The sequence below is a fragment of the Nocardia canadensis genome, from assembly GCF_032656385.1.
Taxonomy (GTDB): Bacteria; Actinomycetota; Actinomycetes; order Mycobacteriales; family Mycobacteriaceae; genus Nocardia; species Nocardia canadensis.
The window spans coordinates 536720-559987 of the sequence record NZ_JAVCWB010000001.1 but is presented as its reverse complement, the minus strand read 5'-3'; the positions used below and the strand labels follow the sequence as shown (position 1 = coordinate 559987).

Annotated in this window: 22 protein-coding genes and 1 tRNA gene; 13 read left to right on the top strand and 10 right to left on the bottom strand. The window is 68.5% G+C overall.

What is annotated here, in order from left to right; translation table 11 throughout:
• Positions 1–88, bottom strand: a tRNA-Ser gene (locus Q7X29_RS02495).
• Between the two features lie 75 nt (positions 89–163).
• Between Q7X29_RS02495 and Q7X29_RS02490 the strand changes: the two genes are divergently transcribed.
• Entirely contained in the window at positions 164–1165 is a 1002-nt protein-coding gene (locus Q7X29_RS02490) for an NAD(P)H-quinone oxidoreductase (RefSeq protein ID WP_218721265.1), read from the top strand.
• 3 nt (positions 1166–1168) lie between these two features.
• Here the strand turns inward: Q7X29_RS02490 and Q7X29_RS02485 are convergent, their stop codons facing one another.
• The gene (locus Q7X29_RS02485; protein WP_218721264.1) at positions 1169–2371 is read right to left on the bottom strand and encodes a cysteine desulfurase-like protein; all 1203 of its coding nucleotides are present in this window, start codon (positions 2369–2371) and stop codon (positions 1169–1171) included.
• 86 nt (positions 2372–2457) lie between these two features.
• Between Q7X29_RS02485 and Q7X29_RS02480 the strand changes: the two genes are divergently transcribed.
• The 5 genes from Q7X29_RS02480 (at position 2458) to rsgA (ending at position 7411) form a co-directional block, all read left to right on the top strand.
• Complete coding sequence (locus Q7X29_RS02480) at positions 2458–3045, top strand: bacterial proteasome activator family protein (protein WP_218721263.1); 588 nt, start codon at positions 2458–2460, stop codon at positions 3043–3045.
• A 319-nt stretch (positions 3046–3364) separates the two neighbouring features.
• Entirely contained in the window at positions 3365–4192 is an 828-nt protein-coding gene (gene wzm, locus Q7X29_RS02475) for a galactan export ABC transporter permease subunit Wzm/RfbD (RefSeq protein ID WP_218721343.1), read from the top strand.
• A 12-nt stretch (positions 4193–4204) separates the two neighbouring features.
• Entirely contained in the window at positions 4205–5047 is an 843-nt protein-coding gene (gene wzt / locus Q7X29_RS02470; RefSeq protein WP_218721262.1) for a galactan export ABC transporter ATP-binding subunit Wzt/RfbE, read from the top strand.
• Positions 5048–5118: 71 nt separating this feature from the next.
• Complete coding sequence (gene glfT1 / locus Q7X29_RS02465) at positions 5119–6186, top strand: galactofuranosyltransferase GlfT1 (RefSeq protein ID WP_316573245.1); 1068 nt, start codon at positions 5119–5121, stop codon at positions 6184–6186.
• Between the two features lie 193 nt (positions 6187–6379).
• Complete coding sequence (rsgA, locus tag Q7X29_RS02460) at positions 6380–7411, top strand: ribosome small subunit-dependent GTPase A (protein WP_316573166.1); 1032 nt, start codon at positions 6380–6382, stop codon at positions 7409–7411.
• 776 nt (positions 7412–8187) lie between these two features.
• Here rsgA and Q7X29_RS02455 read toward each other — a convergent pair.
• The gene (locus Q7X29_RS02455) at positions 8188–8772 is read right to left on the bottom strand and encodes a hypothetical protein (RefSeq protein WP_316573165.1); all 585 of its coding nucleotides are present in this window, start codon (positions 8770–8772) and stop codon (positions 8188–8190) included.
• Between the two features lie 69 nt (positions 8773–8841).
• Here Q7X29_RS02455 and Q7X29_RS02450 point away from each other — a divergent pair, with 69 nt between their 5' ends.
• Entirely contained in the window at positions 8842–9204 is a 363-nt protein-coding gene (locus tag Q7X29_RS02450) for a hypothetical protein (RefSeq protein ID WP_316573164.1), read from the top strand.
• 160 nt (positions 9205–9364) lie between these two features.
• Here Q7X29_RS02450 and Q7X29_RS02445 read toward each other — a convergent pair whose 3' ends face one another.
• Both Q7X29_RS02445 and Q7X29_RS02440 read right to left on the bottom strand, forming a co-directional pair.
• The gene (locus Q7X29_RS02445; RefSeq protein ID WP_218721260.1) at positions 9365–11263 is read right to left on the bottom strand and encodes a glycosyltransferase; all 1899 of its coding nucleotides are present in this window, start codon (positions 11261–11263) and stop codon (positions 9365–9367) included.
• A 111-nt stretch (positions 11264–11374) separates the two neighbouring features.
• Complete coding sequence (locus tag Q7X29_RS02440; protein ID WP_316573163.1) at positions 11375–11905, bottom strand: GtrA family protein; 531 nt, start codon at positions 11903–11905, stop codon at positions 11375–11377.
• Positions 11906–12031: 126 nt separating this feature from the next.
• Between Q7X29_RS02440 and Q7X29_RS02435 the strand changes: the two genes are divergently transcribed.
• Both Q7X29_RS02435 and Q7X29_RS02430 read left to right on the top strand, forming a co-directional pair.
• A complete protein-coding gene (locus tag Q7X29_RS02435) occupies positions 12032–13000 on the top strand; it encodes a glycosyltransferase (protein ID WP_316573162.1) in 969 nt (322 codons plus the stop codon).
• On the top strand, positions 12997–14532 hold the full coding sequence (locus tag Q7X29_RS02430; RefSeq protein WP_316573161.1) for a DUF2142 domain-containing protein: 1536 nt from the start codon (positions 12997–12999) through the stop codon (positions 14530–14532). Before Q7X29_RS02435 ends, Q7X29_RS02430 begins: the two co-directional genes overlap by 4 nt.
• 23 nt (positions 14533–14555) lie before the next feature.
• Here the strand turns inward: Q7X29_RS02430 and rfbB are convergent, their stop codons facing one another.
• Positions 14556–15557 (bottom strand): dTDP-glucose 4,6-dehydratase, encoded by a 1002-nt coding sequence (gene rfbB / locus Q7X29_RS02425; RefSeq protein ID WP_316573160.1) that lies wholly within the window; start codon positions 15555–15557, stop codon positions 14556–14558.
• A 325-nt stretch (positions 15558–15882) separates the two neighbouring features.
• Between rfbB and Q7X29_RS02420 the strand changes: the two genes are divergently transcribed.
• Positions 15883–16587, top strand: a complete 705-nt coding sequence (locus Q7X29_RS02420) for a hypothetical protein (protein WP_218721255.1) — start codon at positions 15883–15885, stop codon at positions 16585–16587.
• Between the two features lie 115 nt (positions 16588–16702).
• Here the strand turns inward: Q7X29_RS02420 and Q7X29_RS02415 are convergent, their stop codons facing one another.
• Positions 16703–17758, bottom strand: coding sequence for an alpha/beta hydrolase (locus tag Q7X29_RS02415; protein WP_218721254.1), 1056 nt, complete (start codon positions 17756–17758; stop codon positions 16703–16705).
• Positions 17759–17994: 236 nt separating this feature from the next.
• Here Q7X29_RS02415 and rfbA point away from each other — a divergent pair, with 236 nt between their 5' ends.
• Both rfbA and Q7X29_RS02405 read left to right on the top strand, forming a co-directional pair.
• Entirely contained in the window at positions 17995–18867 is an 873-nt protein-coding gene (rfbA, locus tag Q7X29_RS02410; protein ID WP_218721253.1) for a glucose-1-phosphate thymidylyltransferase RfbA, read from the top strand.
• Positions 18868–18875: 8 nt separating this feature from the next.
• Positions 18876–19424, top strand: a complete 549-nt coding sequence (locus Q7X29_RS02405) for a dTDP-4-dehydrorhamnose 3,5-epimerase family protein (protein ID WP_218721252.1) — start codon at positions 18876–18878, stop codon at positions 19422–19424.
• A gap of 91 nt (positions 19425–19515) precedes the next feature.
• On the opposite strand, the gene Q7X29_RS02400 is transcribed toward Q7X29_RS02405, so the two are convergent.
• On the bottom strand, positions 19516–20991 hold the full coding sequence (locus Q7X29_RS02400; RefSeq protein ID WP_316573159.1) for an MFS transporter: 1476 nt from the start codon (positions 20989–20991) through the stop codon (positions 19516–19518).
• Positions 20992–21076: 85 nt separating this feature from the next.
• Here Q7X29_RS02400 and Q7X29_RS02395 point away from each other — a divergent pair, with 85 nt between their 5' ends.
• Positions 21077–21478 (top strand): MarR family winged helix-turn-helix transcriptional regulator, encoded by a 402-nt coding sequence (locus Q7X29_RS02395; RefSeq protein ID WP_218721250.1) that lies wholly within the window; start codon positions 21077–21079, stop codon positions 21476–21478.
• A gap of 9 nt (positions 21479–21487) precedes the next feature.
• Here the strand turns inward: Q7X29_RS02395 and Q7X29_RS02390 are convergent, their stop codons facing one another.
• Together Q7X29_RS02390 and Q7X29_RS02385 are read right to left on the bottom strand one after the other, a co-directional pair.
• Complete coding sequence (locus tag Q7X29_RS02390; protein ID WP_316573158.1) at positions 21488–22333, bottom strand: helix-turn-helix domain-containing protein; 846 nt, start codon at positions 22331–22333, stop codon at positions 21488–21490.
• 155 nt (positions 22334–22488) lie between these two features.
• Entirely contained in the window at positions 22489–23094 is a 606-nt protein-coding gene (locus Q7X29_RS02385; protein WP_316573157.1) for a DUF4282 domain-containing protein, read from the bottom strand.
• Positions 23095–23268 lie beyond the last annotated feature (174 nt).

Sequence of the window (23268 nt, the reverse complement as noted above, 5' to 3'; positions counted from 1 at the left end):
TGGCGGAGACGGAGGGATTTGAACCCCCGGTCGCTCTCGCGACGCTCGCTTTCAAGGCGAGTGCATTCGGCCGCTCTGCCACGTCTCCCTAGAGTGAGATCGTAGCGGACGCGCGGCGCGCGTCCGGTGTCCGGCCGAGGTCGCGGAGAGGTGGAACCACCCCATGCAGGCAATCGAGTTGAACGGGTTCGGCGGGCCGGAGGTGCTGGAGTGGACCGTCACGGTCGATCCGGAGCCGGGGCCCGGCGAGGTGTTGATCGAGGTCATCGCGGCCGGGGTGAATCGGGCCGATGTGTTGCAGCGGCGGGGGTTCTATCCGCCGCCCGCCGACGCGAGTTCGGTGCCGGGGCTGGAGTGTTCGGGGACGATCGTCGCGCTCGGGGAGGGCGTGCGGGAGTGGCGGATCGGGGATCGGGTGTGCGCGCTGCTGTCCGGTGGCGGCTATGCCGAACTGGTCGCGGTGCCTGCCACCCAGCTGTTGCCGATTCCGGACGGGCTCGATCCGGTGGCGGCGGCGGGGTTGCCCGAGGTGGCGACGACGGTGTGGTCGAACCTGGTGATGACGGCCGGGCTGCGGTCCGGGCAGCTGGTGCTGATCCACGGTGGCGGCGGCGGGATCGGGACGCACGCGATCCAGGTGGCCCGCAGCCTCGGGGCGCGGGTGGCGGTGACGGCGGGCTCGGCCGAGAAGCTGGCCAAGTGCGCCGAGCTGGGGGCCGAGCTGCTGATCGATTACAAGACGCAGGACTTCGTCGCGGTGGTCGCGGCCGAGCCGTCGCAGGCCGGTGGTTCCGGCGCCGACATCATCCTCGACAACATGGGCGCGCTGTACCTGGAACGCAATGTGGAGGCGCTGGCGGCGCACGGTCAGCTGGTGGTCATCGGGATGCAGGGCGGCGTGGCCGGGAAGCTGAATCTGGCCACGCTGCTGGGCAAGTGGGGCACGGTGCACGCGACGAACGTGCGCAACCGGCCACGCGTCGGCGCGGGCAGCAAGGCCGAGGTCGTCGCGGCGGTGCGCGAGCGGCTGTGGCCGCTGATCGCCGCGGGCGAGGTGGTGCCGGTGATCTCCGCCGAGCTGCCGATCACCGAGGCGGGCCGCGCGCACGAGCTGCTCGATTCGCCGGAGACCTTCGGCAAGATCGTGCTGCGCGTGCGCGACTGAGGACTATTCGAGCGCGCTGAGCGCGCGGCCGAGCTGGTCGATCTCGTAGCGGGTCGTGTAGGGCGCCAAGCCGATGGTGACGGCGCCGCCCTCGTCGTTGACCCCCAGCGCGTCGAGCAACCGGCTGCCGCCGTGCACGCCGCTGACCGTGCCGATCCGGTTGTCGGCCAGCTTGGCCGCCACCTTCTCCGCCTGCATCCCCGCCATGGTGAAACTGACGGTGGGGATGCGGGTGGAGGCACGGCCGATCACGGTGAGGTTGTCCACCTTGTCGAGCACCTGCATGAGGTGATCGAAGAGCTGGTCGTGATAGTCCTGCAGCGAGGTGATCGACATCTCGAGCCGTTCGCGCCGGGTGCCGCGCGCCCGCTCGTCGAGTCCGGCGAGGAAGTCGATCGACTCGGTGAGCCCGGCCAGCAGCGCGTACTGGTGGCCGCCGACCTCGAGCCGTTCAGCACCCTTGGCATAGGGGTTGAGCGACATCGACGGGATGCGATCGAGGAAGGCCGGATCGCGGAACACCAGCGCGCCCACCTGCGGGCCGCCCCACGACGGCGCGCTCAGCGCGACCACGTCGGCATTGAGTTCGTCGATATCGATCAGGGCGTACGGAGCCGCGCCGAACGCGTCGGCGACCAGCAGGCCACCCACGTCGTGCACCCGGTCGGCGGCCACCCGGACCGCGGGCGCCGAGCCAACGATCGGGGACGCGGCGGTGAGCGCGACCAGCCGCGCGGTCGGGCCGATCAGCTCCTCGAACTGCCACGACGGCATCTCGCAGGTCTCGATCTCGACCTCGGCCCAGCGCACGTGCGCGCCGTAGCGGTTGGCGATGCGCAGCCACGGGGCCACATTGGCCTCGTCGTCGAGCCGGGACAGCACGATGCCGGTGCCGAGACCGAGCCGGGAACTCAGCGATTCCGCCAGCCAGGCCAGCAGCACCGCGCGATCGGGTCCGAGCACGACGCCGGCCGGATCTCCCCCGACCAGATCGGCGACCGCCTCACGCGCGGCGTCGAGGATCGCACCGCTGCGGGTCGCCGCACCGTGGCGGCCGATATGGGAAAACGAGGAGGTGCGGAAACCCGTTGACACGGCACGCGATACCGAATCCGGAACGAGCATCCCCGCCTGCGGGTCCAAGTGGATCCAGCCGTCGCCCAGGGACGGTATCAGGCCCCGAACCCTCGCGACGTCATAAGTCATGCCCGCCACTTTAAGGGCAGCGGGCGGTCCGGTGTAACCGCGTCGGGGTTTTAGCGCGAACCTGCCACACACGCAATGATGGGGATATGACGCACTCGGAGGATGTACCGGAATCCATCGTCGTGATCGGCCCCGACGGCCGTCCGCTCACCGTGCCCGCCGACCAGAACGGTGGCGCCACGTTCACCGGGCAGGTCGTCCCCGACGACGAGCAGAGCGCCACCGACGACGCCGATTCGGGTGAGTCGCTGGCCGACATGGTCGAGCAGCCCGCCAAGGTGATGCGCATCGGCACCATGATCAAACAGCTGCTCGAGGAGGTGCGGGCGGCTCCGCTCGACGACGCCAGCCGGTCGCGCCTCAAGGAGATCCACAAGTCCTCGGTCCGCGAGCTCGAGCAGGGCCTCGCGCCCGAACTGCGCGAGGAACTGGAGCGGCTGACCCTGCCGTTCACCGACGAGTCGGTGCCCTCCGACGCCGAGCTGCGGATCGCCCAGGCCCAGCTGGTCGGCTGGCTCGAGGGCCTGTTCCACGGCATCCAGACCGCGCTGTTCGCCCAGCAGATGGCCGCCCGCGCCCAGCTGGAACAGATGCGTCAGGGCGCCTTGCCGCCGGGCATGCACGCGGGTGATCCGAAGGCCGGTGGCCACGTGGGCGGCGGGCAGTACCTGTAGACCGTTGAAGTCACTCCCCTTCTCGGCCGCCTCGATTCCGGACTGACGGAGCGAAGGAGCGCAGCGACTGAGCGGAGGAGGGAAGAATCGAGGCCGAGAGGCCGAGAACACCCGGCGCCAGCCGGGAAACAACACTGTAAGGTCGGGGACCGTGCCCGCAGCTGCCGCTCGTCCCGATTCGGTCTCCGACCAGAGTGACGCGCGTACCGAAGAGAGCCCCGTGCATTCCGACGACGATTCCCCGGTGACCGAGGCCGAACTGGCCGAGATCGCCGAAGCCGAGCACACCACGGATTCGCCCCTGCTGGTCGCGGAGCCGATGGTGTCGGACTCACAGACCTTCCAGCGCGCCTTCAAGGACATGCGAGACGGCTTCCATCAGCGCGAGCTATGGCTGTCGCTGGGCTGGCAGGACATCAAGCAGCGGTACCGGCGATCGGTGCTCGGCCCGTTCTGGATCACCATCGCGACCGGCCTGCAGGCGCTGGCGATGGGTCTGCTGTATTCGACGCTGCTCGATCAGCCGATCAGCCAGTATCTGCCGTACGTGACGATCGGCCTGATCGTCTGGAACGTCATCAGCGCCTCGATCCTCGAGGGCTCGGATGTCTTCATCGCCAACGAGGGCCTGATCAAACAGCTGCCGTCGGCGCTGAGCGTGCACGTGTACCGGCTGGTCTGGCGGCAGTTCCTGTTCTTCATCCACAACGCCGCGATCTACGCGGTGCTGTTGGTCGCGTTCTCGCTCTGGCGTGACCTGAACTGGTCGGTGCTGCTGGCCGTGCCCGCGATCCTGCTGCTGTTCCTCAACGCCATGTGGGTGTCGATCGTGTTCGGCATCTTCTCCACCCGCTACCGCGACATCGCCCCGATCCTGGGCTCGATGACGCTGATGCTGTTCGTGCTGACCCCGGTCATGTGGTCGACCAAGGCGCTGGAGAACTCGGTCGGCGGGATGAGCGACCGGGCCAAGCTGATCGAGATCGTGCCCACCTTCCACTACCTGGAGATCGTGCGCGCACCGCTGCTGGGCGAGCCGTCGGAATGGCACCACTGGGCGATCGTCGGCGCGATCACGGTGGTCGGCTGGATCGTCGCGATCCTGGCGCTCAAGCAGTACCGTGCCCGCGTCCCGTACTGGGTTTAGGAGCAGTCCCCGATGAGCCGTGTGAGTATCGAAACCCAGCAGGCGTGGGTCGAGTTCCCCATCTTCGACGCCAAGTCGCGGTCGCTGAAGAAGGCGTTCCTCGGTAAGGCGGGCGGCGCGATCGGGCGCAACAGTTCCGATGTGGTGGTCGTCGAGGCACTGCGCGACATCAACCTCTCGCTCAAGGAAGGCGACCGGGTCGGGCTGGTCGGCCACAACGGCGCGGGCAAGTCGACGCTGCTGCGGCTGCTGTCGGGGATCTACGAGCCCTCGCGCGGCAGCGCGCGCATCCGCGGCCGGGTGGCGCCGGTGTTCGACCTCGGCGTCGGCATGGATCCGGAGATCTCCGGCTACGAGAACATCATCATCCGCGGCCTGTTCCTCGGGCAGACCCGCAAGCAGATGATGTCCAAGATCGACGAGATCGCCGATTTCACCGAGCTCGGCGAGTACCTGTCGATGCCGCTGCGCACCTACTCCACCGGCATGCGGGTCCGGCTGGCGATGGGTGTGGTGACGTCCATCGACCCCGAGATCCTGCTGCTGGACGAAGGCATCGGCGCGGTCGACGCGGAGTTCATGAAGAAGGCGCGCACGCGGCTGCAGTCGCTGGTCGCGCGCTCGGGCATTCTCGTCTTCGCCAGCCATTCCAACGAGTTCCTGGCCCAGCTGTGCGACACCGCGATGTGGGTCGACCACGGCCAGATCCGCCTGCACGGCGGCATCGAGGAAGTCGTGCGAGCGTACGAGGGTCCCGACGCGGGTAACCACGTGGCACAGGTGCTGCGTGAGCTGGAGACCGAGGGCGCATCCGGCGCGACGGGCGAGAAGGAACTGGAGCAGAACAAGGCATGAGCGGTCAGCGGCCGGAGGAGGAAGCGGAGCGTGACCACGCAGGCCGCCCGAGCATGCCGAACGGGCACAGCATGAGCGGTCAGCGGCCGGAGGAGGAAGGCGATCGGGCGGTCGTGCCCGGTGGGTTCAGCGTGACCGACCGTCTCGAAGCGGCCGAGGCGCCCGCCGAACCGATCGCGCTGCCCGACGACGCCGAACTGCCCGCCGGTGCCGAACCGGCCGACCTGCACACCGAGACCGGGCCGCGGGCGCGGATCATCGGCGTGGTCGTCACGCACAAGCGCCGGGAGCTGCTCGCCGAATCGCTGAAGGTGCTGGCCTCGCAGTCGCGCCCGATCGATCACCTGATCGTCGTCGACAACGCCAACGAGGACGAGGTGGCCGAGCTGGTCGCCCAGCAGCCGATCGAGGCCACCTACCTGGGGTCGCGGCACAACCTCGGCGGCGCGGGCGGTTTCGCGCTCGGCATGCTGCACGCGCTCACCATGGGCGCGGACTGGGTGTGGCTGGCCGACGACGACGGCCGCCCGGACGGTCCCGAAGTGCTGGCGACCCTGCTCGATTGCGCGCGCAGGCACAACCTCGTCGAGGTGTCGCCGGTGGTGTGCGATATCGACGAACCCGACCGGCTGGCCTTCCCGCTGCGCCGCGGTGTGGTGTGGCGGCGGCTGCGCTCGGAGCTCGGTGACGAGGACTTCCTGCCCGGCATCGCCTCGCTGTTCAACGGCGCGCTGATCTCGGCCAAGGCCGTCGACCTGATCGGGGTGCCGGATCTTCGCCTGTTCGTGCGCGGTGACGAGGTGGAGGTGCATCGCCGCCTGGTCCGCTCCGGGCTGCCGTTCGGCACCTGTCTGCAGACGGCGTACCTGCACCCCAACGGCGCCGAGGAGTTCAAGCCGATCCTCGGCGGCCGGATGCACACCCAGTACCCGGACGACCCGGTCAAGCGCTACTTCACCTACCGCAACCGCGGCTATCTGATGTCGCAGCCGGGCATGCGCAAGCTGCTGCCGCAGGAGTGGATCCGGTTCTCCTGGTTCTTCCTGGTGACCCGGCGCGACCCGGCCGGCCTGCGCGAATGGTTCCGGCTGCGCTCGCTCGGACGCAACGAGCAGTTCGGGAAACCCGACCCGAAATAATCGGTTGCCGCGGTTCGCGGCGATGTGTCATTGTCTGGGGACCAGCGAGAAGAGACGAGGAGGTGGATGTCCGTGGTGAGGATTGCCGTGCCCCGGCGAGCTGTGCGTGCGCACACCGCCGACGTGGACTCCACCCCGAACTCTTCTCGCTGAGCCCGCCGTCGGGCTCGGCCCCGACGAAGGACTTTCCCCCATGGTCGATTACGACCGTCTCGTCCCTTACGGCTGGACCGAAGCCGTAGCCTCCGAATACCTGCCGCTGCTCGGCGAACTCGTACCCGCGCGCATCGTCCGGATGGACCGCAGCGAATGCGATGTGGTGACGCCGTCCGGGCCCGCGCGTGCCGCCTGCCCGCGCGACATCACCGGTCTGTGCACCGGCGACTGGGTCGGACTCGACGCCGAGCCAACGGTGCGGCAGCTGTTGCCGCGGCGTTCGGCGATCACGCGATCGTCGGTGTCGGGGCGTTCGGTCGCCCAGGTGCTGGCGGCCAATGTCGATACCGTGCTGATCTGCACGGCCGCCGATGGTGACGTCGACCTGGGCCGGATCGAGCGCATGCTCGCGCTGGCCTGGGAGAGCAATGCCCAGCCGATCGTCGTGCTCACCAAAGCCGATGCGGCGGTCGATATCCCGCTCGACGAGGTGCGCGCGGTCGCCCCTGGTGCGACGGTGCTCGCGGTGAGCTCCACCGCCGAGGTGGGGCTCGATGTGCTCACCGCGCTGCTCGCGGGCACGGTGGCGCTGATCGGACCGTCCGGCGCGGGCAAGTCGACCCTCGCCAACGCCCTGCTCGGCGCGGAGGTGTTCGCCACCAACGCCGTTCGCGCGGTCGATGGCAAGGGGCGCCACACCACGGTGCACCGGGAGTTGCGGCCGTTGCCCGGCGGCGGCACTCTCATCGACACGCCCGGTCTGCGTGGGATCGGCTTGTACGACGCGGCCGAGGGCATCGGCAAGACGTTCAGCGATATCGAATCCTTGGCCGCCGAATGCCGTTTCGCCGATTGCGTGCACGAGACCGAGCCGGGGTGCGCGGTACTGGCCGCGCTCGCCGACGGTTCGCTGCCCGAACGCCGCTTGGCGAGTTACCGCAAACTCGCCAAGGAGAACGAGTGGATGGCGGCCCGCACCGACAAACGCCTGGCCGCAGAACGTGCCCAGGCGTGGCGCACCATCGTCAAGGAGCAGCGCCGCCGGTACCGCGAACGCGGCCGCCGCTGACCTACCTGGACAAATGATCACCACGCTCCGGTGTGCGGGCCTGCCCAGTGCCGACCTGCACCGGAGCGTGGTGATCTTGTCCGTTCCGGCCGGTCGCTGCTCGCCCGGACGGCGGTCCAGGAGCGGGGTAGGGTTCAGGCGCACGGTTCGCTATCCGGGAGGGATGAATGAGTAGCCCCGGCGATTTTCCACCACCACACCGCCCCGACGAGCCGGGACCCGCGGATTCCAGCGAATCGGGAAGCGGCACACCCCGACCCGATCCGGGTCGCCCGTCGACCGGCGACCAGTGGTCGGCGAACGGGCCGGAGACTCCCCAACCGGGTCACGCGCGGCCGAGCCCTCCCCCACCGGGATTCGGTGGACCGGGCGCTCCGCCACCGGGATTCGGGCAGCCGGGTGGGGCACCTGGTTTCGGTCGGCCTGCCGCCGGTACCGGCGGCCCTGGCTTCGGTCCCCCTCCCGGCGTCCCCGGCTCCGGCCGGCCACCCATAGGCCCCGGCGGCCCCGGATTCGGCCAACCGCCCGCAGGTCCCGGCGTTTCGGCACCCAGCCATCCGCTGGTACCACCGCCGCCCGGATTCGGTGAACAACCAGGTCACGGGCGTCCGCAGGATGCCGACTTCGGACAACCGCACACGCCACCCGGCTTCGGTCGGCTCGACGCACTGCCGAGCCGCACCCCCGGAGGCGCCGCGGAGTCCGAATTTCCACCGCCGCACCGCCCTTCGGCCACAGTCTCTTTCGACGGCTTCTCCAGCCCGTCCGACGATCAGTCACCGGCCGGCCAGGAGAGCAGGCCACTGGTCGCCCCGCCCCGGCGCCCGGGCAGCAATCAACCACCGGGTGCACCGGGTCAACTCGGTCCCCGGCCGCCCCTGGGCGGACCTGCCCCGTTCGGCCCCGGCGCCCAACCCCAGGGGGCACCGGGCCAGTTCGGTCCAGGCGGTACGCCCCCGCACAGCGGCCCGGGCCAGTTCGGGCCCGGTCAGTTCGGTCCGGGTGCCCAACCCCCGCACGCCGCACCGGGCCAACCAGGTCCCGGCGGCCAACCCCCTGGTGCGCCCGGCCACTTCGGCCAACCACCACACGGCGAACCCAGCCGAATCGGCACCGGTGACCAGCCGCTCGCAGGCACACCAGGACATCTCGGTGGTCCACCACCGCATGCGCTCGGCCAGGTCGGCCCCGGCCAGTTCAGTCCGGGCGGCCAACCACACGGTGCGCCTGGCCAGTTCGGCCAGCCGCCACACGGCGAACCCGGCCGATTCGGCACCGGCGACCACTCGCTCGCAGGGGCACCAGGGCAACTCGGTGGACCGCCGCCGCATGCGCCTGGCCAGTTCGGGTCGGGTGGGCACGCACCGCGCGGCGGGGCCGGACAGTCGGTGGCCGGTGGAGCTTCGGGGCCGAATCCGCCTGGATTGACGGTGGATTCGTCGTATGTGTGGGCTTCGTTCATGTTGGCGCTGGTGAAGCCGAAGATCTTCGTCAACGGGCAGCCGGTACCGGATGCGCGGTGGGGGCAGACGCATGTGCCGGTGGGGCCGGGGCAGTACCACGTGCGGGTGGTGACGCCGTGGCTGTTCGATATGGGGCCCGCGGAGATCCAGGTTCCCGTCACACCGGGGCCGGGAAGCAAGGTGTACTACCGGTCGCCCGCCGCGGTCTTCTTCAAGGGGGCGATCGGGTCGGAGCCGCAGAAGACGCCGGGGGTGATCTTCCTGTGGTTGCCGTTCGCGGTGCTCGGGGTGTTCTTCCTGCTGACGTTGTTGCTGATCCTGCTCGGCTGACCGACTCCAGGCACGCGGCAGCCCCGGCATCGCGCCGGGGCTGTTCCCGTCTCGGCGGAAACGCGACCCCGCCGTCGCGGCGCGGCGACCTCGAGCCCGGCGACGAGAAACGCCGCGCCGGAACGAATTCCGGCGCGGCGTTCGAACGATCAGCGCGAACTCAGCTGGGGTCGATCCCGTAGAGCCGGGCCCAGTTCTCGCGGCTGGTCAGCTCGGGCACCGCGTCGCGGTAGGCAGCCTGCAGCGCGGGCAGTTCCTTGCGGAGCTTGCGCAGGGTGCGGTAGGTGCGGATGAGCAGGGCGCGGGCGCGGGCCTTGTCGCGGCGGCGCACGCGCACGCCGGACTGGGAGGCGTCGGTGACGACCACGTGGTCGAACAAGCCGACGTGCCACCAGTGCGCGTCCTCGCGGGTGACGCCGATCAGGCCGTGCTGGGTGCGTCCGGTCCACTGGGTGATCGCGCGCTTGATCAGCACCAACGTGACCCGGCTCGGCTCGCCACCGGCCCGGCGGACCTGGATGTCGGCGGAGTTCACCGGCGGGGTCGCGGCGGGGTGCTTGATGGTCTCCGGGTAGTCGCCGCGGGTGCCCCGGGCGGCGGCGAGGGCGTCGATACCGCCGTCGCGCAGCACCTTCGGGCCCTTCATGAAGTCCTCGATGCCCTGCAGCGTGGTGTGCACCAGGCCGTACTGCATGCCGACCAGATGCTCGGCGATATAGCGGAAGAAGTCCCTGGTGATCGCCTTGGCGTCGAGATCGGTGTGCAGGGCGCCGACGATGAGCGAGTTACGGGTGGAGAAGTAGCGCGCCCAGTCGTCGTAGTCCTTCCAGTAGAAGTCGGCGTGCCAGACGGCGGCGTTGGGCAGGGTGACGGTGACGAAACCGTGCTCACGCGCGCGGATGCCGTACTCGACGTCGTCCCACTGGAAGAAGATCGGCACCGGCAGGCCGATCTTGGCGACCACCTCGGCCGGGATCAGGCAGGTCCACCAGGCGTTGTAGCCGGCGTCGACGCGGCGCTCCTGGTTCTTCTTGAGCATGGAGGTGTTGCGCAGTGCCTTGGGCACCTTCTGCCCGTGCTTGAGCTCGTGCAGGTGCACCTCCTCCGCGCCGACGTTGAGGTAGTCGGGATTGAGCAGGAACAGCATCTGCGCGCCGACCAGGGTCGGCTCGACGGTCAGGTTGGCGAAGGCCTGCAACCGCAGCACGGTCTCGGGCTCGCAGAGGATGTCGTCGTCCATCAAGATGACGTCGGCATGCTCGTTGGCCGCCGACACCTCGTAGAGGCCGCGGGTGAAGCCACCCGCGCCGCCGAGGTTGGGCTGGCGGATGTAGCGCAGCTTGTCGCCGAAGTCGGGGCGCACCTGCTGGAACAGCGGGCGGTTCTCGACCAGGTCGGTGCCCTGGTCGACGACGTAGACGGCGTCGATCGCGGCCAGCACGGTCGCGTCGGAGGCCAGCGCGGCCACCGTGTGCGCGCAGTCCTCGGCCCGGTTGAAGGTACAGATCGCGATCGCGACCGGGCGGACCTTCTCCGGCGCCTGCGCGGTCCAGGCGAGGTCGGTGATGTCGAGGCTGCCGCCGATGGCGTCGAACTCGAGCCACAGCGCGCCGCCGTCGACGTACTGGTCGAGCGGGGCGGTCAGGCTGACCCGGCCGCCGCTGGTCGCCACGAGCGAGGCGATGATGCGGCGGTGGCCGGCGATGTCGGAGGCGACCAGGCGCACGTTCGCCTTGTCCCCGACCTCGAGGGTCGCGCTGGCCGTCACCTCGGTGACGGTGGTCCAGCGCTGCCAGTAGCTGGCGGCGAAGCGGCCGAAGTAGGTGTTGGTGTGCGCGGTGGCGCCCTTGGGCAGGTGCAGCGCCAGGCGCTCACGGACCGCGGCACCACCCTTGACGACGGCGTAGAGCTCGTCGCTCACCCGAGCCGACGGGCCGGTGAATATGCCCCTGGCCAGCACCAGCCGCTCCGGTGCCGCGTGTTCACCGCGCAGCGATTCCGGCGCGGCCTCGCGCCGATCGTTCGATTCGGTCACGGCTCCCGTAGCCGACTGTTCCATGAAGTCCTCGAAATTCTCGGTATCGACTGCGCCGACGCAAGCAGTCACGTAAAGAAGGGGCGGCGCGGCAGGCGGGGGTGAGGATATCAATCGCCCGGCCTCGTCGCGCTGTCAGTGAGGGGTCGCCGCACCCCGCGCGTGTTGCTCTTCGGTTGCCGAAGAGCCGGTGAAGACGAATTTGTCGTAGGCCCAATAGCGGAATACGACCGCGACGATCTGGCCGATCAGCGTGCCGGAAATGTTGTCCGACAGTGGCGAGGACAGGTCGAGCACATAGCGGGAAAAGCCGAGGCAGCCGAGTTGCAGCGCGATCGCGACGACGTTGAAGACCGCGTACAAAACGTATTCGCGGCCCGGGTTGTCGGTCTTCTTGTGGGAGAAGGTCCACCACTTGTTGCCGAAGTAGGTGACCACCGTCGCCACCGCGATCGCGATGATCTTGGCGACCAGCGGCGAGTGATACAGCACACCCTCGGTGAAGGTGAATCCGCCACCCCAGAAGACCAGCAGGTTGTAAGTGCCCGCGTCGACCAGGAAGCCGATCGCGCCGACGACGAGGAACGCGGCGCCCTGCCGCAGTGCCGTCACCACCTTCGACATCAACGACGCGGGGACCGGCTCGGACAACTCGGGGTGGGACACGGGCCGACCGTACACCGATGGCCCGTTCGGTCCCGCGTTAAGCTCGCTGAACCGGGTGAGCGGATCAGACGTGCGCTGTGTACCCTCCCGGTGTCCCACTGCTGCCTACATCGAGGATTGACCCGGGTGGACTCCACCGAGCTTCGCATTGCCGCCGTGGTCCCCTGCCACAACGAAGAGGCCGCGGTCGCCAAGGTCGTCGCCGACCTGAAGGCCGCCGTGCCGGGGATCGTCGTCTACGTCTACGACAACCTGAGCACCGACCGCACCGCCGAATGCGCCCGCGAGGCCGGGGCGATCGTGCGCTACGAGAACACCAAGGGCAAGGGCAACGTGGTGCGCCGTGCCTTCGCCGACATCGAGGCCGACGTCTATCTGATGATCGACGGCGACGACACCTACGAGGCGTCCGCGGCGCCGCTGATGATCAAGACGCTGCTCGACGGCCCCTACGATCACGTGCTCGGCGTGCGCAAGCAGGACGACAGCGACGGCAGCGCCTACCGCTCCGGCCACGAGACCGGCAACAAGGTGCTCAACGGCGTCGTCGGCAAGGTCTTCGGCGAGAACGTCGAGGACATGCTGAGCGGCTTCCGGGTGTTCTCGCGTCGCTTCGTCAAGAGCTTCCCGGCCGTATCGCGCGAGTTCGAGATCGAGACCGAACTGACCGTGCACTCGCTGCACCTGCGGGTGCCGCAGACCGCGGTGCAGGTCGGTTTCCGTGACCGCCCGGCGGGCAGCGAATCCAAGCTGCGCACCTACCGCGACGGCACCAAGATCCTCGCGCTGATCCTCGGCCTGGCCAGGCACGAGCGCCCGGTGGCGTTCTACGGCCTGTTCGGCACGCTGGCCTGGCTGGTCTCGCTCATCCTGACCGTCCCGATCGTGATCGAGTTCTACGACACCCACGAGGTGGCGCGGTTCCCGACGCTGTTCTTCGCGTTCACCCTGATGCTGCTGGGCAGTCTCGCGTGGACCGCGGGCATGATCCTCGACGGCATCCGCCGGTCCCGGCACGAGGCGGCGCGCCTGGTCTACCTGCGCTATTCGGCCGCGGGGGCGCACGAGGACGTCACTGCCGGAGACCGTCGGTGACGACTTCCACCGAGCCGGACACCACCGTCGAGCTCAGCAAGACCGCACCGCAGGCACCGAGCACCAAGGACCGGCTCCTCGCGCCGATCCGGTCGCTGACCCACAGGCTGGGCGCGGCCACTGTCGCCTTCGCGGTGATCGCCACCGTGTTCGGCGCCCTGTTCGCCGTGCTCACCCCGCCGTTCTGGGGCCATGACGAGCTGACCCAGTTCGGCCGGGCCTACCAGGTGGCGCACGGCGGGGTGTTCCCGCAGCGCATCGCCGACGATCGCGGCGTCGCCTACGGCGGCCAGATCCCGGTCAGCGTCGACGCGCTGATGGGCTACGCCTTCCGCGACTACAACGACAACCCGGACGAGCCCGACGCGATGGTGGCCGACCCCGCCGTCTACGACCGGCTCGGCGACGCCGAGATCAGCTCGGCCACCAAGACGATGTGGTTCACGAACACCGCCGCCTACTCGCCGGTCCCGTACGTGCCCGCCGCCGTCGGTATCCGGCTCGGTGAGGCGCTCGGCCTGAATGTCGGTGGGATGTACCTGCTGACCAGGCTGGCCGGGCTGGCGGCCTACCTGGCCGTAGTCGGTTTCGCGCTGTACGCGCTGCGGGAGCGGCGCAGTCAGTGGCTGGTGTTCACCGTCGCGGTGCTGCCGATCGCGCTGTTCCAGGCGGGCACCGTCACCGCGGATACGCTCACCAATGCGCTCGCGATCATGGTGTCGGCGCTGTTGCTGAAGGCCCTGTTCGTCGGTGACCGGTTGCGGCCGGTGGAAACCGGCGCGCTGCTCGCCGCGACGATCGCGTTGCCGTTGAGCAAGCCGACCTATGTGCTGCTGGCGATGCTGGTTGTCGTCGTGCCCGCCGACCGCCTCGGCTTCACCGGAAAACTGAAGCTGATTCCGTGGGCTTTCGCCGCGACCGGTGGCGCGCTTTTCCTCGCGTGGACCAAAATCGCGGCACCGACCGGCGACGGAATGAGCCTGATGCGCCCGCCGCACCAGTGGGGTCAGGTGCGCCCCGCCGACCAGCTGAAGGGAATCCTCAGCGACCCCGTGCAATTCGTGCACACTTTCGGCGAGAGCATCGCCCTGCGCGATCACCGCTGGTTCAACCAGTTCTTCGGTGAACTCGGCTTCGCCTACGTCGATGTGCCCGCCGTATCGATGCTGGCGTGCCTGATCGCCTTCGCGGTGAGTTTCGGTATCGCCGACCGGATGAACACCACGACAGCCACTTTCCGGCGCACGCTGATCGTGGCGCTGACCGTGCTGGCGAGCGTCGCGATGATCTACGTGACGTTGTACATGTCGTTCACGCCGGTCGATTTCTACATCATCGACGGTGTCCAGGGCCGGTATTTCGTGCCGTTGGCGATCATGGGGCTGGCCGTGGTGGCCCGCTGGGTTCCCTTGCGGCTCACCGATTCCGACGGCGTGATTCCCACCCGCGCGACGGCGATCACCGTCACCTGCGCCTCGGTTTTCGCGCTGATCGGCGCGGCCGCGACGTATTACACCGTCGTCTGGGGATAACTCCCCGGACGACGGTGCGGGACTCAGAGCGTCTTTTCGCCCGCGGCCGCGTAGGCGCGTTCGGTGGCGGCCTTCTTGGGCCGCCACCAGTCCTCGTTCTCGCGGTACCAGGTGATGGTGTCGGCGAGACCGGCCCGGAAGTCCGCGTACCGCGGTGACCAGCCCAGTTCCTCGCGCAGCAGGCTCGCGTCGATGGCGTAGCGCTGGTCGTGACCCGGCCGGTCCGTCACATGGTCGAAGTCGGCGGGATCGCGGTCGAAGGCCCGCAGGATGAGCTGGACGACGCTGAGATTGTCGAGTTCGCCCTCGGCGCCGATGAGGTAGGTCTGGCCGATCCGGCCGCGGTCGAGAATGTCCCAGACCGCGCGATTGTGGTCGTCGACGTGGATCCAGTCGCGCACCTGATGACCGGCGCCGTACAGGCGCGGCCGCACACCGTCGATGAGATTGGTGATCTGGCGCGGGATGAATTTCTCGACGTGCTGATACGGGCCGTAATTGTTGGAGCAGTTCGACAGGGTCGCGCGGACGCCGAACGAGCGGGTCCAGGCGCGCACCAACAGATCGCTGCCCGCTTTCGTCGCCGAATACGGACTGGACGGGTTGTAGGCCGTGGATTCGGTGAAGGCCGGGTCCTCGGGGGTGAGATCGCCGTACACCTCGTCGGTGGAGACGTGGTGGTAGCGCACGTCGTGGCGGCGCACGGCCTGCAGCAGCGAGTAGGTGCCGACGATATTGGTCTGCACGAACGGCCACGGCTCGGCCAGCGAGTTGTCGTTGTGCGATTCGGCCGCGAAATGCACCACCGCGTCGACGCCGCTGACCAGATTGTCGACCAGGTCCAGATCGGCGATGTCGCCGTGCACGAATTCGATCCGGTCGGCGACCGAATCCAGCGACGCCCGGTTGCCCGCGTAGGTGAGCGCGTCGAGGACGGTCACGTGCACATCCGGGCGCGTGGCCACGGTCTGCTGGACGAAATTCGCACCGATGAACCCGGCCCCGCCGGTTACGAGAACTCGCACCCGGCCAACGATACGTGCTCGCCGATGCCGTTCCGGACTCGAGGCGGCCGAAAATGCGATGCTGTACAGCGTCCGATCTGTGACGTCCCAGATATATTTGCTGTGACGTCCATCACTATAGACCCCACCAGGTTACGACTTCGGGTCTGGTTTCCTGAGAAAAAGCCCGGTCACCGCTCAGGTTTCGAGCACCGCACCAGTACCGGGGTATCAACGGTGAACAGAATTTGAATAGACGGTCACGCGAGGTTCACCGCTCGTTAGCTGCGAGGGCTTTTGATCATCGGGTCCCCTCCGAACGCTCCAACATCGAGGTTCAACGAAAATGCTGATGAGGAAATTCGCCGCCACCTCGGCGCTGCTGATCGCTGCCATGGGCGTCACCGCCGGCACCGTCAACGCCGCGCCGGTCGAAGAGGCCGCTCCGATCAACTACACCGCCGAGGTCGTCGAAGACTCCAAGGCTGTCATCACCACCGATGCCGGTTCGCTGGTGACTGAAGACGGCGTCTTCAAGATCAAGGCCGCCAACGGCACCACAGTCGCCGGCGTCCCGCTGACGTTCCGGATCGACGAGTTCGAGTTCCCGATCGCCGCCGAGATCTCGGGCAACACCGCGACCCTGACCCCGGGTCTGGACGTGGCCAAGGCTGTCTACAAGCCTGTCGCCCTTCCTTACGAGGACAAGGCTCCCTGGAAGACCGAGTACGAGCGTGAGCAGGCCGCCTGGAGCCGTCTGACCTCGACCATCTCCATGGGCGCCACCATCGGCACCCTGGTCGGCGGCCTCGGCGGCGCGACCATCGGTTGCCTCGCCGGTGCTGCCAGTGGCGCGGTTGCCGGTGGCATCCTCGGCTTCCTCGTCGGCACGGTTCCCGGCGGCATCGGCGGCTGCCTCGTCGGCGCCACCGCGCTTGGTGCCCTTGGCGTCATCGGCGGCCAGATCTTCGTGACCGCCCCGGTCGCGATCGCCGCCGCGATCCAGTACTTCACCACGATCAACCAGCCGTTCACCCCGCCGGCCAAGTAACACGCCGTAGGACCGAAGTCGAAAGGCCCCAGCCGGTCCGGCTGGGGCCTTTCGATGTCCCGGAGTGAGACTCGGCCGGCCTACCGACCGTGGTGGAAGACCGCCCGAGCCGTACTCAGGCCGTCCTGGCCCGCTGTGCGGGTTCCAGCGCCACCCGCACGAACTTGGCGACCCGGCCGAGCGCCGACCGGCTCTCCGGCATGCTCGGCAGGATGCTCATGAACGCGTGTACCTGACCGCGCCACAGCTCGAGGGTGACCGGCACGCCCGCGGCGGTCAGCCGGTGGGCCATGAGTTCGCAGTCGTAGCGCAGCAGTTCGTCCTCGGCGGCGATGAGCAGCACCGGGGGGAATCCGGTGAGCTCGGCGTTGACCGGCGACATGGCCGGGTCGAGCGGACCGGTCGCTTCGGCGCCCAGCCGGATGACGGCCTCCAGGCCCGACAGCGGAATGTAGGCATCGCGGGTGACGTTGACGTAGCCCTGCTTGGCCCGGTAGTCGAGATCGAGCAGCGGGCTCAGCCCGACCAGCGCCGCGGGCAGCGGCAGGCCGATCTCCCGGGAGCGCAGCGCGGTGGCGAAGGCGAGGTAGCCACCGGCGGAGTCGCCCGCGAAGACGATCTTGGCCGGGTCGGCGCCGTGGCGCAGCAGCCAGCGGTAGGCGAGCACACAGTCGTCGATCGACTCGGTGATCACGCGGCCGGGCAGCTGCCGGTACTCGACATTGAGCACGGCCAGTCCGGTGCGCCGCGCGATCCCGGCGACGATCGCCCGATGCGATTGCAGGCCGCCGACGGCGAAGCCGCCACCGTGCATGTACAGCACCGCGCCGTGCCGCAGCGCGCGCGACCCGCCGGCGGGCCGGACCATCTCCATCCTGAAGCCGTCCAGCTGGATCTGCTCGCGCTCGATGCCGTGCGGTTCCGGCCGCAGCCGAGACAGCAGGTCGACGGCGACGGCGCCGAGCGGGATGGTCGCCCGGTTGATCGGCACGGTCCGCAGCAGCGGCCCGATGACGCCGACGCACGCGCCCATCAGCACTCGTGACGAGGTACTCGTTCGCCCGGAGTTGACGATGATGCCCTGCTCGGGCACGCGCGCTGCCTTCTTACCCACGACAGCGGCGGCGATTCCGCCCACCACACCCGGCCCGGCGATCTTCGACGATCCCATCGCGCACCTACCTCACAGCTGGCGCGTCGACCCCCCACCAGGCGGGCCCGGTATGGATGTCCACGCTGACATCTAACATAGTGATGTTTCACACATCGACGCTCACATAATCAGATGAGCGCCTTGCGTGTCCCAGTTATCGCCCGACACACCCGGAGACAAACGTTCGTGACCAATTCGTCGACGTGTCGGAACCTCCCCGACTCCGCGGCAGGAGGAGCTGGCAGACTTCCCCCATGCGCGGAATCATCCTGGCGGGCGGCACCGGTTCGCGGCTGCACCCCATCACGCGCGGGGTGAGCAAGCAGCTCGTCCCGGTCTACGACAAGCCCATGGTCTACTACCCGTTGTCCACCCTCATGTTGGCAGGGATCGACGACATTCTGGTGATCACCACGCCGGAGGATGCCGACGCGTTCGCCCGGCTGCTCGGCGACGGCAGTCAGTTCGGCGTCGCCATCAGCTACGTGGTCCAGCCCGAACCCGACGGACTCGCGCGCGCGTTCGTGCTGGGCGCCGACCACATCGGCGGCGAGCCCGCGGCCCTGGTGCTCGGCGACAACATCTTCCACGGCCCCGGCCTCGGCGCCAGCCTGGAACGCTTCCACGACATCGACGGCGGCGCGGTCTTCGCCTACTGGGTCAAGGACCCGACCGCCTACGGCGTGGTGGAGTTCGAGCAGGGCCGCGCGGTCTCCATCGAGGAGAAGCCGAAGCGCCCGCGCTCCAACTACGCCATCCCCGGCCTCTACTTCTACGACAACGACGTGGTGCAGATCGCCCGCGAGCTGCGGCCGTCCGCGCGCGGAGAGTACGAGATCACCGACATCAACCGCGCCTACCTGGAACAGGGCAAGCTCAGCGTCGACGTGCTGGCCCGCGGCACCGCCTGGCTCGACACCGGTACCTTCGACTCGCTGCTCGACGCCGCCAACTACGTGCGCACCATCGAGGAACGGCAGGGCCTCAAGATCGGCGTGCCCGAGGAGGTGGCCTGGCGGCGCGGGCTGATCACCGACGACCAGCTCTGTGAACTGGCCGAACCGATGGTGCGCTCCGGCTACGGCCGCTATCTGCTCGATCTGATCGACCGTGGGAAAGACTGGTAACTACAGGCATGCAGATCCGTGAACTGGCCATCCCCGGCGCGTGGGAGGTGACTCCACGCCTGCTCGGCGACGACCGCGGGATGTTCTGTGAGTCGTTCAAGGCCTCGGAGTTCGAGAAGGCCACCGGGCGCCCGTTCGAGCTGCACCAGGTGAACACTTCGGTCTCGGCCGCCGGCGTGCTGCGCGGCATCCACTACACCGAGGACCCGCCGGGTCAGGCCAAGTACGTCACCTGCGTGCGCGGCGCGTTCCTGGACGTGGTGGTGGACCTGCGCCCCGGCTCGCCGACCTACGGCCGCTGGGACAGCGTGCTGCTCGACGACGTGCACCGGCGCTCGGTGTTCCTGTCCGAGGGCCTCGGCCACGCCATCCTCTCGCTCGAGGACGGCTCGACGGTCACCTACCTGTGCTCGCTCGAGTACACCCCCGAGTTCGACCGGGATATGGACGCCTTCGACGCCCGCCTCGGCATCGACTGGCCGACCGAGGCCCGCGACGGTAGTCGGCTCACCTATATCCGCTCGGCCAAAGACGAAGCGGCTCCGCCTTTTTCCTGATCCACGTGAAACAGCGCCCCCGAGCTTCAACTCGGGGACGCTGTCAGCGAACAACCCGCACCACGGTTTCGGCCGCGGCGCCAGCCGCCGTCTACACAGTCTCCAGCAGCTTCTCCTCCGCGGCGGGCGCCGCGACGACCCGCTGCCTGCGGCGCGGCAGGAAGACCGTCAGGGCGACCAGCGCGCCGACGATGGTGACGCCCGCGGCGAACTCGAGGCCCGGCCGGTAGGTGTCGAGCATCTGCTGCGGCGTCGCGCCGGCACCGTGGGTGCCGGAGGTGACGATCGCGGTGGTCACCGCGAGCACGATGGCCGCGCCGACCTGCATGGAGGTCTGCAGCACGCCGGCCGCCAGACCCTGTTCGTCGTCGTCGATACCGCTGGTGGCCTGCACGTTGATCGCCGGGAAGCCGACCCAACCGATGCCGATCAGCAGGATGGCGGGCAGCAGCACGGTCAGGTAGTCCGGCGCGGTGTCGACCCGCAGGAACAGCAGGTAGCCCACGGCCATCACGGACATGGTGACGGCGATGACCGGTCCGGTGCCGAAACGATCGATCAGCTTCTCGGAGAAGAACGCCGACCCGACGACCAGGATGCCGACCGGCAGCAGGGCCATCGCCAGCTTCAGCGCCGACCACTCCAGCGTGTCCTGCAGGTACAGGGTGACGATGAACTGCCAGCTGAAGTACGAACCGGCGACCGCGATGATGGCCAGGCTGGCCCGCACCAGCGACACCTTGCGCAGGATGCCCAGCCGCACCAGCGGGTGCCGCACCCGCTGCTCGGTGATCACGAACGCGGCGAACAGGGCGATCACAGCGAGGAACGAAGCGACCGTGCGGATCGAGGTCCAGCCGACCTCCGGCGCGGTGACCACGGTGTAGACCAGCAGCAGCATGCCCGCGGTGGACAGCAGGGCGCCGAGCAGGTCATGTCCGCCTTCCTCGGCCTTACCGTCCTTGGGCACCAGCACGAAGGCGGCGGCCAGCGCGGCCAGGGCGATCGGGACCGGGAGCAGGAAGGTCCAGCGCCAGCCGACGCCGGTCATCAGGCCGCCGAACAGCAGGCCCATCGAGTAGCCGCCCGCACCGAATACGGTGTAGATGGACAGCGCCTTGTTGCGCGCTTTCCCTTCGGCGAAGGTCGTGGTGATGATCGACAGGCCGGTGGGGGCGGTGAACGCGGCGGCCAGGCCCTTGATGAAGCGGGTGACGATCAGCAGGGCCGGATCGCTGACCAGGCCGCCGACCAGGGAGGCGATCGCGAACACGGCCAGGGCGATGAGGAAGACCTTGCGGCGCCCGAGCAGGTCGGCCGTGCGGCCGCCGAGCAGCAGCAGGCCGCCGTAACCGAGGACGTACCCGCTGACGAGCCACTGCAGGGTGGAGGTGGACAGATCGAGCTCGGCGCCGATGGACGGCAGCGCGACGCCGATCATCGAGACGTCGAGCCCGTCGAGGAACAGGACGATGCACAGGGTGATCAGCATGCCCCAGAGCCGGGCGGACCATGTGGTCGGATCGGTCGCCTGATCTGCGGCCGAGAGCGTTGCTGGCGAAGTCATGCGGCGAACATTACATGCGTGCGCATTAAATGCCAACACATAAAATGCCGTTGCATGGAGATGCCCGGACCACTAAGATGGGGCCATGTCGAACCCGGCCACAGCATCAGCTCGGCGCAATGGAGCGCCCACCGAGCTGGTCGGCCAGTGGCGCGAACTGCTCGGACGGCACGCCGCCGTGAGTTGCGCACTGGAGAAGGCGCTTCAGCACGAACACCGCATCGGTCTCAGCGAGTTCGAGACCCTCGATCGACTGGTCGACGCGGACTGTCAGAAGTACCGGATGACCGAGCTGGCGGGTGACATCTACCTGAGTCAGAGCGCGCTCTCGCGCGCGGTGGCCAGACTGGAACGCGACGGCCTGGTCGAGCGCACCATGTGCGCCGAGGACCGCCGCGCCATCTTCGTCCGGGTCACGGAAAAGGGCAGGGCGGTCTACGACCGGGCCCTGCCCACACACCGTTCGGTGCTCGCCGACTCCTGGTAGGAGCCGGGGTCACAGCTCGCCGGAAGCCGCCGCGCTGATGTCGGTGAACGCGCCGCGATAGCGGTCGTAGTCGTTCGGCTTGTCCAGGTAGGCCGAGCCGGCGAAGGTCTCCACGAAGACCACCGGCGGCTCCGGCCGGTCCAGCGAACCGTCGATACCGAAGTCGAGGATCACGAACCGGCCCGACTCCAGCCCCGCGTGATACCCGGTATCACCGGGGACCACCTGGATTCGCACCGTGTCCAGCTCGGCCAGCTCGCGCAGTCGCGCGCGCTGGCCGGCGAGCACCCGATCGTCACCGATGCGCCTGGTCAGCACCGCTTCGGCGAGCACCACCCGCAATCGCAGCGGCGACTGCGCACGGGTGATCAGCGCCTGCCTGGCCGCCCGGACCCGCAGCCTGCGCTCGAGATCCTCCTCGGTCAGGCCGGGGACGGTCTGCTCGAGCAGCGCCCTGGTGTAGTCCTCGGTCTGCAGCAGCGCCGGGACCAGCCCGTCCTCGTAGATCGACAGGCAGGTCGCGGCCTCCTCGAGGCCGATGTAGACCTCGAAGCCCTCCGGGATCACATCGCCGTAGCTCGTCCACCATCCCCTGGCCTTGGTTTCGCGCGCCAGCGCGGCCAGCGGCTCGACGAGTTCCGCCGGCGCGCCGTACACCTTGCACATGGCCTCGACGTCGAGGCTGCGCAACGACGTCTGCCCCGTCTCGATTCGCCAGATCTTCGCTTCCGACCACTCGAGTTGCGCCGCCGCGGTCCTGGTCGTCATCCGCGCCTGATTGCGCAGGTCACGTAAGTGCCTGCCCAGCTGCCTGCGCGGCATCGTCGAACCGGTGACGCCCTGTGGTGAAGCCATACTGCCCCCCTGTATCCAAATCCGGTCTCCCCCATTCTCTTTCGGAGACCGCCCTACGCAGCCGACAATAGGCGTCGGATCTGCGTACGGATTGTTTCACAATGAATCGGACAACGCGCACCACATAGTTTTGGGGCCTGCTCCAGGCGCGATCGCTACTTCTTCTTCCGGAACCGCCAGAACTGCACGGCCCGCACGTCCTCGGAGAGCTGGTTCACCGGTTCGGCGACATCGGAGAGCGCCTGGAAGAGTCCATCGGCCAGCTCACTGATGTGCTCGACCCGGCCCGCGAGCCGGGCGGCGTTGTCGGCGAACTCCAGCATCAGGCGCACCGAGGCCGCGATGGTCAGGCCGAGCGGAACGGCGACCAGTGCGGCGAGGATGCCCAGCAGAACCGAGGCCTTCCACATCAGCACCGTGAGCGCCACCGGGACGCCGATACCGAAGGAGACGACGCCGAGGATGTAGGCCAGCGGCAGCAAGGTCCTGGTCGCGGGCCTGCGGAACTGGACATCGAGCAGTGAACGCAGCACTTCGGCGGCCCACTGCTTGGCGGATCCGGTACTGCGGAACGGGTCATCGAAGCCCGCGTCGCGCGGTATGTCCGAATCGTCCGGGAATTCCTCGCCTTCGGCGGCCTGCCCCGACCGCGTGCCCGCGCGCTTCACATCGGTCTCTTTCCAAGAGAGCCAGCGTGATTCGGCTTCGAACTCCTCGGGATCTCCGTCGGGAGACGAGGACGTACCCGGCGCATCGGTCATGGTCCGAATCCTGCCCGTTTTCGGCCCGCACGCCAAGCCGGATCGGCTCGATCCTCCGATAGCGAAGGTGAGCGAACTGAGACGAAGCAGACACTCTCGAATATTTTTCGGTAACGGCGTAACAAGACGGCCACCCCCAGCCGATACGACCCATGAACGCAGGAACAGAGCTCT

Excerpts from the sequence above, each read along its gene's own strand:
- Q7X29_RS02405 (WP_218721252.1), top strand. The coding sequence starts at position 18,876 with ATGCAGATCCGTGAACTGGCCATCCCCGGCGCGTGGGAGGTGACTCCA.
- rsgA (WP_316573166.1), top strand. The coding sequence starts at position 6,380 with ATGGTCGATTACGACCGTCTCGTCCCTTACGGCTGGACCGAAGCCGTA.
- wzt (WP_218721262.1), top strand. The coding sequence starts at position 4,205 with ATGAGCCGTGTGAGTATCGAAACCCAGCAGGCGTGGGTCGAGTTCCCC.
- Q7X29_RS02445 (WP_218721260.1), bottom strand. The coding sequence starts at position 11,263 with ATGGAACAGTCGGCTACGGGAGCCGTGACCGAATCGAACGATCGGCGC.
- Q7X29_RS02420 (WP_218721255.1), top strand. The coding sequence starts at position 15,883 with ATGCTGATGAGGAAATTCGCCGCCACCTCGGCGCTGCTGATCGCTGCC.
- rfbA (WP_218721253.1), top strand. The coding sequence starts at position 17,995 with ATGCGCGGAATCATCCTGGCGGGCGGCACCGGTTCGCGGCTGCACCCC.
- Q7X29_RS02490 (WP_218721265.1), top strand. The coding sequence starts at position 164 with ATGCAGGCAATCGAGTTGAACGGGTTCGGCGGGCCGGAGGTGCTGGAG.
- Q7X29_RS02385 (WP_316573157.1), bottom strand. The coding sequence starts at position 23,094 with ATGACCGATGCGCCGGGTACGTCCTCGTCTCCCGACGGAGATCCCGAG.
- glfT1 (WP_316573245.1), top strand. The coding sequence starts at position 5,119 with ATGAGCGGTCAGCGGCCGGAGGAGGAAGGCGATCGGGCGGTCGTGCCC.
- Q7X29_RS02400 (WP_316573159.1), bottom strand. The coding sequence starts at position 20,991 with ATGACTTCGCCAGCAACGCTCTCGGCCGCAGATCAGGCGACCGATCCG.
- wzm (WP_218721343.1), top strand. The coding sequence starts at position 3,365 with ATGGTGTCGGACTCACAGACCTTCCAGCGCGCCTTCAAGGACATGCGA.
- Q7X29_RS02415 (WP_218721254.1), bottom strand. The coding sequence starts at position 17,758 with ATGGGATCGTCGAAGATCGCCGGGCCGGGTGTGGTGGGCGGAATCGCC.
- Q7X29_RS02480 (WP_218721263.1), top strand. The coding sequence starts at position 2,458 with ATGACGCACTCGGAGGATGTACCGGAATCCATCGTCGTGATCGGCCCC.
- Q7X29_RS02485 (WP_218721264.1), bottom strand. The coding sequence starts at position 2,371 with ATGACTTATGACGTCGCGAGGGTTCGGGGCCTGATACCGTCCCTGGGC.
- Q7X29_RS02390 (WP_316573158.1), bottom strand. The coding sequence starts at position 22,333 with ATGGCTTCACCACAGGGCGTCACCGGTTCGACGATGCCGCGCAGGCAG.
- Q7X29_RS02395 (WP_218721250.1), top strand. The coding sequence starts at position 21,077 with ATGTCGAACCCGGCCACAGCATCAGCTCGGCGCAATGGAGCGCCCACC.